We start from the raw sequence: 17,343 nt of genomic DNA on the forward strand, positions 1-17,343 counted from the left end.
CCGCCCTACACCGATGGGCAACCGAGCGGGACATCGAGAAGGAGCCGCAATGCGTATCGCCAAGGACCTCGCCGACGCGGTCGGTCGCACCCCCCTGATCCGGCTGAGACAGGCCAGCGACGCCACCGGCTGCCACATCTACGGCAAGGCCGAGTTCATGAACCCGGGCCAGTCGGTCAAGGATCGTGCGGCGCTGTTCATCATCCGCGACGCGGTCAAGCGCGGCCTGCTGGAGCCCGGCGGCACCATCGTCGAAGGCACCGCGGGCAATACCGGCATCGGGCTTGCGCTGGTGGGCGCGTCGATGGGCTTCAAGACGGTGATCGTGATCCCCGAGACGCAGAGCCAGGAAAAGAAGGACATGTTGCGGCTGGCGGGCGCCGAGCTGGTCGAGGTGCCGGCCGCGCCCTACAAGAACCCCAACAACTACGTGCGCTATTCCGGACGTCTGGCGGCGGAACTGGCCAAGACCGAACCCCATGGTGCGATCTGGGCCAACCAGTTCGACAACATCGCCAACCGGCAGGCCCATATCGAGACCACGGGCCCCGAGATCTGGGAACAGACCAGCGGCCGCGTCGACGGGTTCATCTGCGCCGCGGGGTCGGGCGGGACGGTCGCGGGCGTGGGCATGGTGCTGCAACCCAAGGGCGTGAAGGTCGGTCTGGCCGACCCCGAGGGCGCGGGGCTTTTCAAGATCTTTACCGGCGAGGACAACCCCGGGGACTCGATCACCGAGGGTATTGGGCAGGGGCGGATCACCGCCAACCTCGAAGGCTTTACCCCGGATTTTGTCTGTCGCGTCGCCGATGGCGAAGCGCTGCCCATCGTCTTCGACCTGCTGCAGCATGAAGGGCTGGTGATGGGCGGTTCGACCGGGGTCAACGTCGCGGGCGCGATGCGGATGGCACGCGAAATGGGGCCGGGGCATACCATCGTCACGATCCTGTGCGACTTCGGCAATCGCTACCAGTCCAAGCTGTTCAATCCCGATTTCCTGATGGCCAAGGGGCTGCCGCTGCCGCCCTGGCTCGACCGGGCGCCGGCGTCGATCCCGGGCGTCTTCGAGGACGTATGAGCCGCCTTGCGGCCCGCTGCCTCCACGCGTTCGCGATCCTGCTGATCTGGGCGGGGGCGGCGGTCGCGCAGGCCCCGCCGGAAGGGGCTGCCGCGTCGTCCGGCACGCGCCCCGAGATCAACTTCGAACAGTGGGACGAGGTGGCCTCGCGCGTCGAGGAGACGCTGGCCGAGAGCGGCGCCGAGATCGCCACCCTCGAGGAACTGCGCGCCAAGGTCGCGGCCTTTCGCGACCGCTTCAATGTGCAGCAGACCGAGCAGAAGACCCGCGTCGCGACGCTGCAAAGCCAGATCGATGCGCTTGGGCCGCCACCCGAAGAGGGCAAGACCGAAGCGCAGGACATCGCCAATCGCCGCGAAGAGCTGAACCGGCAACTGAACGCGGCGCAGGCCCCGATCGTCGCCGCCGACGAGGCCTTCACCCGCGCCAACGGCATCATCAAGGAAATCGACACCGCCATCCGCACCCGGGCCGCGGAACGTCTGTTCCGGCGCGGACCGTCGCCCTTCAACCCGACGCACTGGACCGAGGCGGCGGACGCGGTCGTGGGCTCGATGGCGGCCTTCGTCGCCGAGACCGATCGGGAGATCAGATGGGACGAGCTTCTCGAGCGGGAAGAACGGCTGCCATTGGCGGTGGCGATGTGCCTGTTCGGCTTTGTCCTGCTGGCGCGCGGACGGGCCTGGGCAGAACGTGGCACATCCTATTTGCGCCGGACCACCGCGCGGCGCGGCACCGGGGTCTGGCGGTTCCTTGCGTCGCTGGGAATGATCGCCCTGCCGCTGGGCGGCATCATCCTGATCGCGCTTGGCGTGCAGATGACCGGGATCATCGGCCCAAGGGCCGAGCAGGTGCTGGCGAAACTGCCGGTCTGGGTGGGCATCGTGGTGTTCATCCGCTGGTTGGCGCTGCAGACCTTTTCGCCCGACGACGACGAGGCGACGTTGCCGCTCGAGGCGGCGCGGCGCACCGAGGCGCGCTATTCCTTCGGGGCCTTGTCGTTCCTGATGATCCTGAGCGGGCTGACGGTGCTGCTGTCGCGGGCGGATGCCTATTCCAACGGGGCCAATGCGGTGCTGAGCTTCTGCATCGTCACCAGCGCATCGCTGCTGCTGTTCCGGCTGGGCACCATCTTCCGCCGCGCGCGGCTGGAAAACGACAGCGGCAACGAGGACGACCATGACCCGATGCATTTCCGCCTGCGGGTGGCGCGGGTGTTCGGCCGCCTGCTGACCATGACGGCGCTGGCCGCACCGGTGGCGTCGGCGGTGGGGCTGCAACGGGTGGCCCAGAAACTGACCTTCCCGATGATCGCGACGATGCTGGTGGCGGGCTCGATCCTGGTGCTTCTGCGCTTTGTCGGCGACCTCTACAAGCTGGTGACCGGCAAGCCGCCGCAGGAAACCAATTCGCTGATCCCGGTCTTCGCGGGCGTCGTGCTGATCCTGGCATCGATGCCGGTGCTGGCGCTGATCTGGGGCGCGCGGGTGTCGGACCTGACCGAGCTTTGGGCGACCTTTCTCAACGGCTTCGAGATCGGCGATAGCGTCATTTCGCCGTCGGATTTCCTGTCCTTCCTGGCGGTGTTCCTTATCGGCTTCGCGCTGACCCGGGGCGTGCAGAGCGGATTGCGCTCGGCGGTGCTGCCGAAGACCAAGCTGGACATCGGAGGTCAGAACGCCATCGTCGCGGGCGTCGGGTATGTCGGCATCTTCTTCGCAGGTCTGCTGGCCTTCTTCACGGCGGGCATCGATCTGTCATCGCTGGCCATTGTCGCGGGTGCGCTGTCGGTGGGCATCGGCTTTGGCCTGCAGAACATCGTGTCGAACTTCGTCTCGGGCATCATCCTGCTGATCGAGAGGCCCATCGGCGAGGGCGACTGGATCGCGGTCGGCGACAACATGGGCTTCGTCAAGGATATCTCGGTCCGGTCCACCCGGATCGAGACCTTCGACCGCTTCGACGTCATCGTGCCGAACTCGGATCTGGTGACGGGCACGGTCACCAACTACACGCGCGGCAACACGCTGGGTCGCCTGATCGTGCCGGTCAAGGTGGCCTACGGTTCTGACACGCGGCAGGTGCATTCGGTGCTGCTTGGCATTGCCCGCGAGCATCCGCTGGTGCTGATGAACCCCGCGCCCTACATCCTGTTTCAGGGCTTTGGCGAGAATGGCATCGAGTTCGAGATCCGGGTGATCCTGACCGACATCAACGAGAAACTCGAGGTGCAGACCGAGATGTACCACCAGATCGCGGAGCGCTTTGCCGAAGAAGGCATCGCCATCCCGATCCCGCAGCGCGATCTGTGGCTGCGCAACCCCGAGACGCTGACGGGGCAGGGCGACGCAGACCGCCCGGGCTTTGCCGCCGATACGCAATCGCCGCGGGACATGGCCGGGAAAGGCCCGCTCGATCGCGCCGTGGCGCGCAGCACCGGCGGCGGCAAGGGCCGCGACGACGACGGCGATGCGGATGGCGACGCGGACGCGGACGCAGACTGAGGAGGCGGCAAGAATGACCCGATTGCTGTTCCGGGACGACCCGGAGTTGCGCCAAGCGCGGACCCGCGTGACCGGACTGACCGAGGAGGGCGGCGTGATCTGCGCCGACACGGTGTTCTACCCGACCGGCGGCGGCCAGCCCGGCGACAGCGGCAGTCTCGAATGGGTGGGCGGCTTGATCGAGATCGCCACCGCGATCAAGGGGCCGCGGGACACCGTGATCCTGGTGCCCGCAGCACCCGCGACCCTGCCGCCCGAGGGGGCAGAGGTGACCCAGCGCCTCGACTGGGCGCGCAGATACGCGCATATGCGCATCCATACGGCGCTGCACCTGCTGTCGGTGGTGATCCCGCTGCCGGTGACCGGTGGGCAGATCGGCGCGGGCAAGGGACGGCTCGACTTCGCCATGCCCGAGCCGCCCGAGGACAGGGACGCGGTGGAAGACGCGCTCAACGCGCTGATCGCGCGCGATCTTGCGGTCACCGAAGAGTGGATCGACGCCGCCGATCTGGATGCCAATCCGGGGCTGGTGAAAACGCTGTCGGTGCGGCCGCCGCGCGGGGCAGGGCGGATCCGCCTCGTAAGGATCGGAGACGACGCGGAAACGGTCGACCTGCAACCCTGCGGCGGCACCCACGTGCGCACCACAGGCGAGATCGGTCCGCTGCGGCTGGGCGAGATCGAGAACAAGGGCCGGCAGAACCGCCGCGTGCACATCGCGCTGGTCGCGTAGCGCGCCCGGACGCCGCGTCGGACGCTGCCCCGGAGACCGCCCCACATGCCGCCCGACGCCGCCCCGACGTCGCCCCGACGCTGACCTGCACAGAATTCGCCGATTTTCCACGGCGCTGCCCCTTGCACCCCGCCACGCCTTTCCGCTAAACGCGTCCGCGGAGCGGTGGCCGAGTGGTCGAAGGCGCACGCCTGGAAAGTGTGTAGGCGGGAGACCGTCTCGAGGGTTCGAATCCCTTCCGCTCCGCCACTTGCCTTCGCGAAAGCGTTCTCCCGATCCGGCTGCGGCCGGATTTTACCGTGTTTTCAAAGGGGTTTGCCGAACAGGCTGAACACCACCTTGCCCGCAATCGGCGCAGAACCCGTTCTCTCGGCGGGCTTTTCTCCGAACCTCATGACTGCACCCATTTGGTGAATTTCTTTCAGAGCCCTGACAATAAAGCATTTTCTGGAGCCATGACCTGAGCACTTCGACGTCGGTGGCGTTCGGCAAGAAGAAATCGAAATCGAACGTTCGCTACTTACTGACCAGGCGGCGCCGATCAAGTTGCCGGGATTTTCTACTCCACCGCATCAGAAGTAAGCGCGGATTCCAAACCTTCGTTAGACCAGTAGTCTACCGAGTTGAAAACGGCGTATCGTGGAAGCCTTGGCCTCGTGCCGTGAAACCAGAAAAACATCTTTGTCCGCATCTCACGTGGTCAAGTCTGCGTTTTGATCAACAGACCGTTGGACATACAACATGAAGTGGGGCTATGTAGATTATTGAGCAAATGATGAGAAATCTCGCCCAATCAGGCAGAGACGGAGGGGGCTAAAATATGGGAACCAGTGAAGAGGCATTCCATTTTGTCGACCTCTTCGCTGGGCTGGGTGGCTTCCACGTCGCGCTTAAGGAGTTGGACGGCCGAGGTGCATTCGCTGCAGAGAGGGAGCCCACGCGGCACCGGCAAACTGCTGATCAACGAGCCCGCGCTCGACAAGCTGCAGGCGCTGCGCGACCGGCTGGGCAAGCCACTGATCGTCCGCTCCGCCTATCGCAGCCCGGAGCACAACCGCGCCGTCGGCGGCGCTACACGCTCAAAGCACATGGAAGGCGCCGCCTTCGACATCGCCATGACAAACCATGTCCCGGTGGCCTTCGAGGCGGCGGCACGAGCAGTGGGGTTTCTTGGGTTCGGCTTCTATCCGCGCTCAGGGTTCATGCATGTCGACCTCGGCCCGTCGCGACAGTGGGGTGAACGCTTCCCGGTACGGGCGACGGCCTTCGCCGAGGAAACGCCCCCCGCGCGGGAGGTTCTGGCCCAGAGCCGAACCATGAAAGGTGGCGGGGCGGCCGGTGTCGCGACATTGGGCGCGGCCGGGGTCGAAGTTGCGCAGAACGTCCTGACCGAAACCCAAACGGCCATCCTTCCGCTCGTCCCGTATCTCGACACGCTTCGCTGGGTGTTCATTGCGGTTGCGATGGTTGGCATTGCGGTCACGATCTATGCGCGCCTTGATGACTGGCGCCGGGGGCAGAGATGATCGCCAGCATTCTCGGCGGGATCGCCGCCACTCCATGGGCGAGGGCCGCACTGCACTACGGTGCGATCGCCCTCGCCATCATCCTGTTCCTTTAGTCGATCCGCCGGACCGGTGAGCGCGTCGGTCGCCTGGCGGAACGCCTTGAAACCAGGGAGAAGGCCAATGAAATTCAACGTCGGATGCTGGAGGCTGCGGCTCGCCGTCCTCTTGGTCGGGGCGAGCTGGTTGACCGGCTGCGCGACGGCGGGTTTTGAAGCAGTCGGCGTGGCGGCATGTCCGCCGGTCGTGGAATACAGCAGGGAGTTTCAGGCACGGGCGGCCGGGGAAATGGCGATGCTGCCGGACGGATCGGCCGTTGTCGAGATGATGGCGGACTATGCTGCTATGAGGGACCAGGCTCGGGTGTGCATATCCACTTGAAACGTGATCAGCTTAGTCAGTTTCGGACCTATTCGACGACGGGATAAAACGGTTTACCCCAATTTTCACTTGGGTTGTCCATCATGATGTTGATGAATACAGGCATCAGAAACCCAAGGATCTCAGCGCCGTCCCGAACCTGCGCCCGGTTCACACCGCTGTTCCAGGTCGACCCGCCATGAACGAGCTGATTGCGCAGAACATACAGCCGGTCGAATACGAAGCTCAGGACGCGTGCGGTGTCACCGGCCTGGAAGGACTGCGCAAAGGAGCGGGCTGAGGTCTTGAAGCGATCCTCCCAATCCTCAAACCCGTCAATCCCATTGTGGTATTGCCAGAAAGGATTGAAGACGTACCGATTTTCCATGAGCATCCGAACAGGACCAGAAAACTGCTGCCACAGCGCCTTGTAGATGCGGTGGTCTTGATCAAGCGCCACGAGCCGACCAAAGTACTCGACGAAAGCAGCGCGTTCTCCCGGGGCGACCGCCTGAAACTCCTGCTCGTCGGCATAGGCCGCGTTGAATGCGATCCACAGGAAAATGAAGCGCGCGTCATCATCCTCGCCACAGGCTTCGGCACGACCGATCCAACTGATGGCGCGATGGGCGCGCAGCCCCATGGTTTCGGGGAAACCTTCGCGAATGGCGCGTTGTTTTGCTTTCAGGGCTGCATGATCAAGACCGTTTTTCATATTTAATTCCCGTTCGATATCGTCATGGCAGAGCGTCGAAATCCGACCTCTGGTGGCCCGCAATCAATTCGCGCAAGCCCGCAGGCGCCAACACCTCCACCGTGTCGCCCCATTGATAAAGGTGCCATGCCATTTCCAGCCAGCCCGCCGCCTTGAACCTGACGATCAGGCTGCCATCGTCCTGAGGCTCGACAACTTGGGTCGGGTGAAAACGGAATTCGGCGGCACGCTCAGCGGCTTCCGGTGAAAAGCGCCACACGACTTCGCCGTATTGTTCGGGGTCTTGATAGACACCAAACGCCTGAGCGGCATAGGTCTCCAGGGAGAAACCCGAGGCCAGCTGAAAGCTCTCGTTCAGAACCTCCGCTTCATGAATCCGATCCATGCGGAAGTTCAGGATGTCTTCTCCACGCGAGGGTTGGCGTGCGACGAGATAGCTGCGGTGCCCCAGCAGCATGCCATGCGGCTCGATCACACGCGGCGCAGCGCCCTGAACCTCGTTCATTTCCTCGATTTCGAGAAGCGCGAGGTCGGCGGGGGATTCCTTGCACAACTTGCGCAGCATGGCGTCGGGGCCGATCTGTTTGCACATCGCCATCACTGCCTTTGAGGCGAATTGCACCATATGCGGGGCATGTCGCGCACTCGCCAGGAAAAATCTCTGCCAACGCCCTGAGCCATTCACCTGCAATCCGCCGGGCAAACAGGGGCGGGCACCGAACCCCAGCAACTCGGAGATCAGACCGGGACGTCTGACCTAAAGATCCACGGCAAAGGGAAAATCGGATCCCTGCGCGACATAAGGCAGTCGTTGAATCTCAAGGCTGTCCAGCAAAAAAGCGGTGTCCTCGCTGGCGGTCTTGATCGGGTTGGCCGTGGCGATCAGGCCATCGCTGTGGCCGTACCCCGCCCGGACCGGGCAGATCACCCGCAAATCCAGCTCGAATGCAAGGCGCAGCATCGAACGAGGCCAGCGCACCATGCAGGACCCCATGTGGGAAAAAACGGCCGGATTGCCGTTGGGTGGCCCCATGTCGTGATAAGTCATCCTTCGGCCATCCGGCAGAGCCAGCGACTGGAACGGTTTCCAGACTTCCGCCTCCAGCCAGTTTCCCGACACCGTTGGGGTCGCGAGGATGACGTTCTCTTTCTCGCCCTCGGCGCCTTTCGGGAATTCTCCGAGCGCCATGGTAAAGCGCACGATGTCGGTCTGGGATCGCAGGTTCATCTTGGACGTGATGGATTTGATCTGCGCGCGCACCGTGCCTTCGCTGGTCGCGCGATCCGTGGCAACGGATTTCGTGTCCTGACCCGCGACGAGCATCCGGACGATGTCCTGTTCCGCCTCGGTCAATTGGAAGACGCCGCCCAGCAGGGCGCCGATAGCCTTGCGCCAATGAAAATGCGTGGACACGACAAGCGCAAGCGGCCCGTCTTCTGCCCGGTCCGCAAGCGGAATGACGCGAAAGAGAATGGCGCTGCCCTTGGTGGCGGTGTCCGTCTTGAGGATCTTTTCCGTCCCATCCTGGATCTGCATCATCTCCTGAATCGTTCCGATCAGCGCTGCGCGCAGTTCTGGCGGCAGGGTCAGCTGATGCAGGCTTGTTCCGGTCGTCGCCCCAAAGGCCTGTTGCGCCCCCGGGTTTGTCGCTTTTACCCACAGCGATCTGTCGACCACGAAGGCCGCAAGATTGTTGTAGGGGCGCAGATATTCCGCCAGATCGATGCGGGCGCTTTCACCAAGCTGCATGATGCCTTGCGCACGTTCCAGATGTGACCGATAGGCGTCGCCCTCTCCGTCAGGCGTTTCCGCGCCGCCTTCGGCAAAATGCGCCGACAGATCGGTGTCGTGCCAAAGCTCGATGAAATCGTCCAGCAACGCGGGTTCCAGCGCGACGTCGTAAATGCGGTCGATAATCAGATCTCGGCCGACCCGCGGAACGCTGCTTTCCCGATTGCTCACTGTCGCGGCCCCCTCATGTCGAGTCACTGGCTCCGCCCCGCCGGGTAGCGATCCGGCAGGCGCCCATGCGCCACAATGGGAAGATCTGGCAGAAAGCTAGTGCAATCCGCGCCTTTCGTCCATCGCGGCGGCGCTTTGCGGCGCATTGGGTCAGCGCTCGGTCCATCATCGCACGGTCCTGTCTGCCCAGACGGAACCGATCGCGGCGGGCGTCGCGGGCGCCGGGTCCGCCGGCGGCGCGCCCGGGGGCTCCGACTGCAGGGTGTCCTTGGGCCGCACCATGAATATGCCGAAGATGACGCAGCCCAATGCCGCGCACAGCCAAAGGGTCAGCCGTTCGTTCAGCAACAGGATGCTCCAGCCGACGCCCAGGATCGTGGCGACGTAGACGTACTGGCTGGCAAAGACCGCGCCCATCTTTCGGATCGCAAACACGTAGCATCCGTTCGAGACCGCAGAAATCAGCCCGATTGTCGCGATCAGGGCGATGGTAGATCGATCCGCCGACAGCGGGCTCAGGACTGACCCGGTCAACACGGCGCTCGTCCATCCCCAAAAGGCAGAGCCGAACATCATGAAGAACAGCAGCTCGAACGGAGACGTTGCGGGGTCCTCGGGCATCGACGCAACGAGGATGCTCTCGACGGCATAGCTGAGCGGCACGATCAGCGCCGCCAGAACCCAGAGCGGCGGGCCCAGATCCTCTGTCCGCTCGGTGCCGAACATGACCAGCAGCACCGCCGTCAGGCCAAAGAGAAGACCCGTCAGCCGGACCGCACTTGGCTTTTCGATCCGCATGGCTGCGGCGATTGAAAAGACGAATACCGACTCAAGCGCCAAAGCGCTTGAAATCACCACACCGGGAACGTGGTTCGACACCCAGAACAAGGCCACTTGCGGCAACACGCCCGCAAACAGACCGGCGATCAGCCCGAACCGGACCTTGGATCGCGTGGCCCGGGGACGCATGCCCTGAGCGGCCAGACCGCAGGCCACCGCGAAAACCGTCACAACTGCGACCCAGGCCGCTGTACCCAGCGGGTTCAGCGCCGTCGGGCCGATCAGGATCTTCGACAATGCCGGAACCGCCCCCCAGCTAAGCCCCATGATCAGCAGCAACAGGCAACCCTGCAGCAGATTGATCCGTTGTCGCGCCACCACTTCGCGCCGGTAGACCGATGCCGCAAGGTCGCTGAACACCTGTGCCAGATTTCCCAGCGCATCACCCCTATGGGCGACCGCTTCCAGGTCCAGGGTCTTGGGATCTGTCTGACCGGCGCGGATCAGGTTGGCGGCAGCCGTAAGCCGCCCCACATCCTGGAAATATGACAGTTCGAAGTCGCGCAGCTGCTTTTTCTCGATCGCGCCCAGAACCCGCGCCTTGAAGATCTGCGGCGCGACGATTTTCGGCAGAAAATCGATGGCGCCAAGCTCCAGCGCCAGGGCAATCCTGTCGGTCTGATCGAGCGAGGAGATGACAAGGATCGGTACCTCGGCAAGGGCAGGGGTCTCGCGCACCTCGCGCAGCACCTCGAAGCCGTCCTTGACCGGCATGACGATGTCCAGCAGGACCAGATCGAACCCTGTGGTGCGCATCAGATCCAGGGCCACCTGACCGTTCTCGGCCAGGACAGCATCACACCCGATGGCCGCCAAGGCCACTTTCAGTTTCTTGCGGTTAAAAGCCGTGTCATCGACGACAAGGACCTTTGGGTCGGGTCGGCCTGGGTTCATGGCATCAGACTTCAAACTTGCGCTTGATCGTGATCGGCCCGTCCGAAGCCTTGGATTCCACCAGGTACATCCCGATCAAGACCAGTGCGATGGCTGCCCATGCCAGCAGCGACATGGTCTCGCCCAACAAAAGAATGCCCCAAAGCACACCGGCAATTGCCGTGACATAGGCTTTCTGGCTGGTAAACACCCCGCCGCCAAGCTTGAGCAAGATGAAGAAGCTGACATTCACGACCACCGTGACAAGGGCCAGCATCGCGATGAGGCCCCCAAGGGGCGATGCCAAAGCCGCCGGCGCGATGAAGTTGCCGGTCGTGACACTCAGGGCCGCGGCCATCACCGCCGAGAACCCGAACATGATACCGACAGCACAGACCGGATCCACATGGTCCGGGCGCCTGGCGGCGACGGCGATGGTTTCAAAGGCATACAGCAGCGGGGCCAACAGCGCGGCGAACAGCCAGATGTTTGCCTCGATCCCTGCGCCATTCATCCTTTGATTCAGGCCGACCCCGACGCCGACCAATCCGACCAACAGGCCAACCACCCGTCGCGGCGCGGCCCTTTCGAGCCGCATGACGGCGGCAAAGCAAAAGACGATCACCCCCTCCAGGGCCAACACCAGCGTCAGGAAGGTGGCCTCAACATGGCCCGCAAAGACAAAGATGGAGATATGCTGCAGGATGCCGACGACAAAGGCCCAGACGATGAAAAAGGCCACGTCGCCGCGAGACAGCCTTGGAAATCCGCCCCGGAACAGGATCACGATTCCGCACAGGACGGCCGCCGCCACATCGACCCAGACGGCCATGCCGATCGGATTCGCGCCCAGTCCCGCGGACATGCGCGACAGGGACGGAAGCAACCCGGCCCCCGCTCCGCAGATCAGCAGGATGAAACTGCATTGCAACGTCTGGATGCGGCGCAGCAGTTTGACCTCGCGGGAATGGATCTCGCTGGCCATGCCATGAAAGACCAGAGCCAGACGGCCTATCGGATCCTTGTTCCGTGCCTCTTCGGCCAGGTTCAGACTGACTGCGTCGAAACGGCCCGCCTCGACCCGCTCGGCCGCATCGGTCAAGGCATTGATCCGGCGAAAATATTCAAGTTCCTGATCGCGGAACTGCTTCTTCCGCAGGCAGGCCTTGAGGCGTGCATTCAAGATCACGGGGTCGAAGTTCTTCGGCAGGAAATCCTCTGCCCCCATTTCGATCGCGGCGGACACACTCTTCGTGTCGCCTTCGAGGTCAGAGACGACGATGACCGGCAGATCGCGCAGCGTGTCGTCGGACATCATTGTTTCGAGTACTTCGAACCCGTCCATCACGGGCATCAACATGTCGAGAAGCACTGCGTCAAACGCGCCTGTCTGCATGGTGCGCAGGCCGGCGGCCCCGTCCTCGGCCGTTTCACAGTGGTATCCCAGGTTTTCAACCGCCAGCCGCATCTTCTTGCGTTTGATGAGGTTGTCATCGACGATCAGTATTCGCGCGGACCGGGTCTCAGACATCAGAGATATCAAGCGCGGCAAGGTTGGACAGGGCGGTATCCGCGGCATCCGAAATCTGGCTGAGTTGTGCGGGAAAATTCGTCACGTTGCCCGAGGCGCATTCGGTTTCCAGCCGGGCGCACAGCTGCGAAAGATACAGTGCACCCAGGTCGCGGGAGTTCGATTTGCAGCTATGCGCGGCAATCCTGAGGGCCACCAGATCGCCGTTTTCGCCATTCTCGCGCATCTGTTGCACCTGAACCGGCAAGGTCGCGACAAAGTCCCCGATCAGCTCGGACAAATCATCGGGATCGCCGCCGATCATCTGTTTCAGGTTTCGCAATGCGGAAAGGTCGAGTGCCTCGGTCATGACTTTGTCGCTCCAACTTCGGGGGACAGGGAAATCGACCGACTCTGCACAAAGGCATGGGCGCGATGCAGGCAGTCGGTGAGGTTCTTGATGTCGATGGGTTTGCTCAGGTAATCATCCATGCCCGATTGCAGATAGCTTTCGCGGTCGGACACCATCGCGTTTGCGGTCAGTGCAACGATGTAGGGCTGGACCTGGTCGGCAAGGCTGTCGCGCAACTTCGCGGTGGCCGTGACGCCATCCATGTCGGGCATTTCAATATCCATGAATACGACATTGAAGGTCTGGTCCGCACAGGCCGTCAGCGCCTCGGCGCCGCTATTGACGACCTTAACGTCAAGTCCGAGGCGATTCATGATCTTGGCGCCGATCTTGCGATTGATCGCGTTGTCATCAACCAACAGAATATCCAGTTTTTCTGCATCATCTGCCGCAGCCCAGACGTGCGACGCCGTCTCCTCCGGCGTTTTCGGAACATCCGCGTCGGGCCGCAGGACCTTGATCAGGGCATTCAGCAGTTGCTGTGTCTTCGCAGGCTTCATCAAATGCGCCTTGAAGCCCGCGCTCTCGAACTTGGCCCGCATGGCCGCATCCAACAGCGAGACGGAACTGTACAGGATCATCGGCGGAGCCCGATCACCGAACTCCTGACGCATGTCGAGGGCCATGTGCAGCCCCGTGCGGCCCGGCATCTTGAAGTCGGTGATGATGGCGTCGAAGCCATGCCCGTCGCGCAACAAGTCCAGCGCCTTGTCGGGATGATTGACCATTTCCGGGGTCAGGTCCCAACTCAGCAGTCGCTCCGCCAGGATCGTCAGATTTGTCTGGTTGTCATCCACGATCAGGATGCGACGATGCTTGATCAGCGCAAGCATCTCGTCGACGGGACGCGACACCGGCAGGGTCGCAGTTTCGTAGGGCAGATTGATGGTAAACACGGATCCCACATTCGCGGTGCTTGTGACGTCGATGGTGCCCCCCATCAAGGCGACCAACCGCTGCGTAATCGCCAGTCCCAGCCCGGTGCCCCCAAAGCGCCGCGTGGTCGAGGCATCGACCTGGCTGAACGACTTGAACAATCGGTCCATCCGGTCTTCGGGGATACCGATCCCGGTATCGCGCACGGTGATCTGAAGCCAGTTTTCGTTTTTCGGAAAGTCGAGCCTTTCGACGGAAAGCTCGACCTCGCCTTGTTCGGTGAACTTGATGGCATTGTTCAGAAGGTTGAGGAGAACCTGTTTCAGTCGGACGCTGTCACCGAGAATCGCTGCGGGGGCACGCGGCGACAGCCGACAGGCCAGCACGATGCGCTGCTCCCGCGCTTTCGGTGCCATCAGGTCCACGGCGCTTTCGATTGTCTCGACAAGGTCGATGGGCGCCTTTTCGAGGTCCATCGCGCCCGCTTCGACCTTGGAGAAATCCAGAATGTCGTTGATGATCGTCAACAGCGTTTCGGCGGCTTCGCTTATGGTCGACGCGTAATCACGTTGTTCCGCGTTCAGCTTCGTGCCCTTGAGCAGGTTCGACATTCCCATGATGCCGTTCATCGGGGTCCGGATCTCGTGGCTCATCGACGCCAGGAAGGTGCTTTTCGCCTCATTTGCCGCTTCAGCCTCGTCCTTCGCCTGCAGCAGTTCGTCGGAGATGCGTTGCACTTCGGTGATGTCGGACAGGACCACAACAGTGCCGACCTCCCTGGTGTCACGAATGGTCACCTGCGCCCATTGATCGGTGTCGAACTGTTCGTTCGACGTGTCCGCGCCAGACCGGAATTTCGTCAGCATCTCGCGCGCCCAGGTGTCCGGATCGCCCCGCGCCGAGAGAAACCTTCCCGACTGCGCGGCGGTGGCAACGATCCACTCGAACGATGTCCCTTCGCTGATGAGCCGGGGATTGCCCAGCATGATCTCGCGGTACCGTGCGTTGCATATCAGCAGCCCGCCGTCCTGATCGAACAGCGCAAAACCTTGTGACAGGCTGCCGATGGCCTCTTGCAGACGTTGCCGCGCCGTCTGGATCTCGAACAGGTTTGACCGTTGAACCTTCACCGCCGTGTCGCGAAATACCCTGAGCGCCGATGCCATCTGACCGATTTCATCCGCGTTCGTGGCTTCGGGCAGGTCTACGTCCAGTTTGCCATCGGCAATGGACAGCATGCTTCGTGACAGACCCACCAGACGGGCAATCAGGTTGCGACTGACGTATAGCCACCCGACCAGAACCGACACGATGACACTGGCCGCCCCCATTCCCTGCAGAATGACCGTGTTGCGATCGGTCACGGTGGTTGCTTCCGACTTGGCCTGTTCAATCTCGGCCTTGGCCGTCGCGACCAGTCGATTGACGCTTTCACTCAACTGGATCGACAGGCTCGCGTTGATCTCGAGCGCGCGTTCGGCATCACGGATCAGGCGCAGCTCCTGCTTTCTAAGCGCGGTCAGCCCGTCGCTACCGCCGCTCAGCTTTTTGAGGATCTCCACTTGCCGCAAGAGCCGTGATCGCGCGCGGACCGGCACGACATCGACAACGGCTTCGGCATCGAGAATGGCACGGTCCAGCCCAAAGGCCAGCACGTCGATCTCTTCTTCCGATGTCGCTTCGGATATCCGTTGCAGCGCCGATTTCAGATCCCCGATCTTTGTCAGCAAGTCGATCTGCGGCAGAATTCCGATGATGTCCCGGGACAACTCAATCTGCCTGTCCGTCAGTTGGTCGGCGTTGGCGGCATCGCTCGAATGCCATTCGCTCAGCTGGCCGCCCAGAATACGTTCGGCAGCCGATACCAGCCGCGTCGCGACGTCAGCGGCCTTGATCATCCGGCTGTTGACGTCCTTGCGTTGATTGGTTGTCGCGAGCCGCAATTTGACGAGCGCATCAAGGTCCAGCAGATTTGCATGGAAGGGCTCAAAGAACGTGCGGGGCTCTACAGCGTTGACCTGAGAAATCAATTGTTTCAGATGATTGGCTTCCTCCAGAACGATGGCCGAAGTCGCACTGCGCTGTTCCTCGTCGCTGACGATCAGCAAGGCGGGCGCGGCCCGCAGCACCTGCTGCGTTTGCCGTGCAACATCGGTCAGCGTCAGGGTTTCGGGAATGCGAACATCGGTCACCACGCGCAACGACGAATCCACGCGCGCAAGCGACAGCATCCCAAGGGCCGCCGCCGCGATTGCAAAGAAACTGACGGCCAGGAAGGCCACCATCAACCGGGTTCTGACGCTGGACAAAACCCGGCGAACGCGACCAAAACCTGTTGCTGATGCGCTCGGGGCCATTTCAAAACGCTATTCGATTTGCGCGTAGCCGGACGCTTTCCAGACATACATGACGAAGTTGTCGACACCGGTCACATCGCCTTTCGCATCGAAGCCGATATCGCCAATGACCGTGTCGAAGGTCCCGGATCGCAAGGCGGCGATCACGTCAGGCGTCAGTGTGCTGCCGGCCGCCTCGACGGCCTGGGCCCAGGCCTGGACAGCCGCATAAGCGGAAAGCGTGGTGCCTTCTGGCTCATAGGCTTCTTCGTCCCGGAAGCTTGCCACGACATCTGCGGCGCGTGGCAACAGCCGGGCATCGGGACTGAAGGTAAAAAATGTCCCGGTGGCGGCCTCTCCGGCAATCAGCAAGAATCCTTCCGACGCCATCGCGTCGGCGGAAATCAGCACCGCCGTTGGCACCACCTCCTTGAGTTGCCTGGTGAACAGAGCGAAATCGTTGACGGCGTTGCTGACCAGGTAGACAAGATCCGCTTCGGCGGCGACGACTTCCTCGATGATTGTCACATAGCTTGTCTGGTCGGCTTCAAGGGCGGCAAACAACACCTCCTGCTTTCCCGCCGCGTTCAGTTCGGCCCTGACCCCTTCGACCAACCCCTTTCCATAGGTGTTTCCGTCGTGCAGCAGTGCAATGCGGCGGTCGCCAAAGTTCTCGAGAATGAATTTTGCCGCCACCGCAGCCTGCGCGTCGTCCCGGCCGATGGTGCGAAACACGTTTTCCCGCCCGGAATCAGTCACCGCCGGGTTCGTCGACGATGGCGAAATCATGACGATGTCCGCTGCGTCATAGAGTTCACTTGCTATGATCGAACTGCGCGAACACAGGTGACCGATCACCACATCCACCTTTGCAGCGATCAATCGCTTGGCGGCTGCAACCGTCTGACCGGCGTCACAGGCGTCGTCAACGGATATGAACTCCACTGGTTCGCCCAGAACGCCACCCGCTTCGTTCAGATCGAAAATCGCTCTTTGAGCGCCCAGGTCGTTTTGTTCGCCGTTCGACGCGACGTCTCCTGTCAATGGCCCCGCGATACCTATGATCGTATCTGCTGCGGCGCCATTTCCAATGGATCCAAGGGCAAGGGCCATTGGAAGGAACAGCATGGATCTGGCAAGCGTCGTGAATAAACTGTGCATGCACACCTCCAGTTCTAATGAGCAAGAGCTGTATTGGCCTTCGAAAGGCCAAGCCCAACGTCGCAGCCTTCGCAGACCGAGTCCGCACGTTGTTCGCGGCCCCTAATTGGACCGAAGGTCGGCCCACGCGTCCATACCCCATATGGGATACGCGCCCCAATTATTCGCAGTTTTACTGGCCACCACCCGCATAAATCCTGCTGCAGTCCAGCTGAACGCGCCGACGCCGCCGCGAAAAGGCCCTGACCTGAGGTAACACCGAAAACCGACGCGCGGCGGCGCTGGGCGGAAAAAAGCGCTGCATCCTACGCATCGGCCGGTCGAGTCATTCGAACAGTTCGAACTGCTCGCCCGATGCACGGCGTGTCGGTCCATCCGCAATTTGCCCGGTGAGTGGCGCATTCATGAGGCGGCGCA

13 protein-coding genes and 1 tRNA gene are annotated in these 17,343 nt (G+C 62.3%); 6 read left to right on the forward strand and 8 right to left on the reverse strand.

The features are described 5' to 3' along the window. Positions 1–49 precede the first annotated feature (49 nt). The 6 genes from ACXYMN_RS12085 (at position 50) to ACXYMN_RS12110 (ending at position 6,261) form a co-directional block, all read left to right on the forward strand. On the forward strand, positions 50–1,078 hold the full coding sequence (locus ACXYMN_RS12085; protein ID WP_459013923.1) for a cysteine synthase A: 1,029 nt from the start codon (positions 50–52) through the stop codon (positions 1,076–1,078). Further along, positions 1,075–3,582, forward strand: coding sequence for a DUF3772 domain-containing protein (locus tag ACXYMN_RS12090; RefSeq protein WP_459013924.1), 2,508 nt, complete (start codon positions 1,075–1,077; stop codon positions 3,580–3,582). The genes ACXYMN_RS12085 and ACXYMN_RS12090 overlap by 4 nt, the downstream gene beginning before the upstream one ends. 13 nt (positions 3,583–3,595) lie before the next feature. Then, entirely contained in the window at positions 3,596–4,315 is a 720-nt protein-coding gene (locus tag ACXYMN_RS12095) for an alanyl-tRNA editing protein (RefSeq protein ID WP_459013926.1), read from the forward strand. A 159-nt stretch (positions 4,316–4,474) separates the two neighbouring features. Continuing rightward, positions 4,475–4,564 (forward strand) — tRNA-Ser (locus ACXYMN_RS12100). Positions 4,565–5,226: 662 nt separating this feature from the next. Beyond that, positions 5,227–5,841 (forward strand): YcbK family protein, encoded by a 615-nt coding sequence (locus ACXYMN_RS12105; protein WP_459013927.1) that lies wholly within the window; start codon positions 5,227–5,229, stop codon positions 5,839–5,841. Between the two features lie 162 nt (positions 5,842–6,003). Further along, positions 6,004–6,261 carry a hypothetical protein gene (locus tag ACXYMN_RS12110; RefSeq protein ID WP_459013929.1) on the forward strand — a complete coding sequence of 86 codons (258 nt, stop codon included), beginning with the start codon at positions 6,004–6,006 and terminating at the stop codon, positions 6,259–6,261. A 28-nt stretch (positions 6,262–6,289) separates the two neighbouring features. Here ACXYMN_RS12110 and ACXYMN_RS12115 read toward each other — a convergent pair whose 3' ends face one another. From ACXYMN_RS12115 to ACXYMN_RS12150, 8 genes are all read right to left on the reverse strand, one after another. Beyond that, the gene (locus tag ACXYMN_RS12115; protein ID WP_459013930.1) at positions 6,290–6,955 is read right to left on the reverse strand and encodes a hypothetical protein; all 666 of its coding nucleotides are present in this window, start codon (positions 6,953–6,955) and stop codon (positions 6,290–6,292) included. Between the two features lie 22 nt (positions 6,956–6,977). After that, a complete protein-coding gene (locus tag ACXYMN_RS12120) occupies positions 6,978–7,580 on the reverse strand; it encodes a WYL domain-containing protein (RefSeq protein ID WP_459013931.1) in 603 nt (200 codons plus the stop codon). 132 nt (positions 7,581–7,712) lie between these two features. After that, on the reverse strand, positions 7,713–8,918 hold the full coding sequence (locus ACXYMN_RS12125) for a bifunctional helix-turn-helix transcriptional regulator/alpha/beta hydrolase (RefSeq protein WP_459013932.1): 1,206 nt from the start codon (positions 8,916–8,918) through the stop codon (positions 7,713–7,715). A gap of 165 nt (positions 8,919–9,083) precedes the next feature. Continuing rightward, positions 9,084–10,652 carry a response regulator gene (locus ACXYMN_RS12130; protein ID WP_459013934.1) on the reverse strand — a complete coding sequence of 523 codons (1,569 nt, stop codon included), beginning with the start codon at positions 10,650–10,652 and terminating at the stop codon, positions 9,084–9,086. Positions 10,653–10,656: 4 nt separating this feature from the next. Beyond that, complete coding sequence (locus ACXYMN_RS12135) at positions 10,657–12,162, reverse strand: response regulator (protein ID WP_459013935.1); 1,506 nt, start codon at positions 12,160–12,162, stop codon at positions 10,657–10,659. After that, positions 12,155–12,511, reverse strand: a complete 357-nt coding sequence (locus tag ACXYMN_RS12140; protein ID WP_459013937.1) for an Hpt domain-containing protein — start codon at positions 12,509–12,511, stop codon at positions 12,155–12,157. Before ACXYMN_RS12140 ends, ACXYMN_RS12135 begins: the two co-directional genes overlap by 8 nt. Continuing rightward, positions 12,508–15,786, reverse strand: a complete 3,279-nt coding sequence (locus tag ACXYMN_RS12145; RefSeq protein ID WP_459013938.1) for a response regulator — start codon at positions 15,784–15,786, stop codon at positions 12,508–12,510. Before ACXYMN_RS12145 ends, ACXYMN_RS12140 begins: the two co-directional genes overlap by 4 nt. Positions 15,787–15,795: 9 nt before the next feature. After that, entirely contained in the window at positions 15,796–16,926 is a 1,131-nt protein-coding gene (locus ACXYMN_RS12150) for a branched-chain amino acid ABC transporter substrate-binding protein (RefSeq protein ID WP_459013939.1), read from the reverse strand. Positions 16,927–17,343 lie beyond the last annotated feature (417 nt).

The sequence above is a fragment of the Roseivivax sp. CAU 1753 genome (assembly GCF_054482575.1).

What these genes read in the sequence shown, in the direction of transcription:
- ACXYMN_RS12120 (WP_459013931.1), bottom strand. Translation starts at nt 7,580, where the DNA reads ATGGTGCAATTCGCCTCAAAGGCAGTGATGGCGATGTGCAAACAGATC.
- ACXYMN_RS12110 (WP_459013929.1), top strand. Translation starts at nt 6,004, where the DNA reads ATGAAATTCAACGTCGGATGCTGGAGGCTGCGGCTCGCCGTCCTCTTG.
- ACXYMN_RS12090 (WP_459013924.1), top strand. Translation starts at nt 1,075, where the DNA reads ATGAGCCGCCTTGCGGCCCGCTGCCTCCACGCGTTCGCGATCCTGCTG.
- ACXYMN_RS12145 (WP_459013938.1), bottom strand. Translation starts at nt 15,786, where the DNA reads ATGGCCCCGAGCGCATCAGCAACAGGTTTTGGTCGCGTTCGCCGGGTT.
- ACXYMN_RS12135 (WP_459013935.1), bottom strand. Translation starts at nt 12,162, where the DNA reads ATGTCTGAGACCCGGTCCGCGCGAATACTGATCGTCGATGACAACCTC.
- ACXYMN_RS12140 (WP_459013937.1), bottom strand. Translation starts at nt 12,511, where the DNA reads ATGACCGAGGCACTCGACCTTTCCGCATTGCGAAACCTGAAACAGATG.
- ACXYMN_RS12095 (WP_459013926.1), top strand. Translation starts at nt 3,596, where the DNA reads ATGACCCGATTGCTGTTCCGGGACGACCCGGAGTTGCGCCAAGCGCGG.
- ACXYMN_RS12085 (WP_459013923.1), top strand. Translation starts at nt 50, where the DNA reads ATGCGTATCGCCAAGGACCTCGCCGACGCGGTCGGTCGCACCCCCCTG.
- ACXYMN_RS12115 (WP_459013930.1), bottom strand. Translation starts at nt 6,955, where the DNA reads ATGAAAAACGGTCTTGATCATGCAGCCCTGAAAGCAAAACAACGCGCC.
- ACXYMN_RS12150 (WP_459013939.1), bottom strand. Translation starts at nt 16,926, where the DNA reads ATGCACAGTTTATTCACGACGCTTGCCAGATCCATGCTGTTCCTTCCA.
- ACXYMN_RS12130 (WP_459013934.1), bottom strand. Translation starts at nt 10,652, where the DNA reads ATGAACCCAGGCCGACCCGACCCAAAGGTCCTTGTCGTCGATGACACG.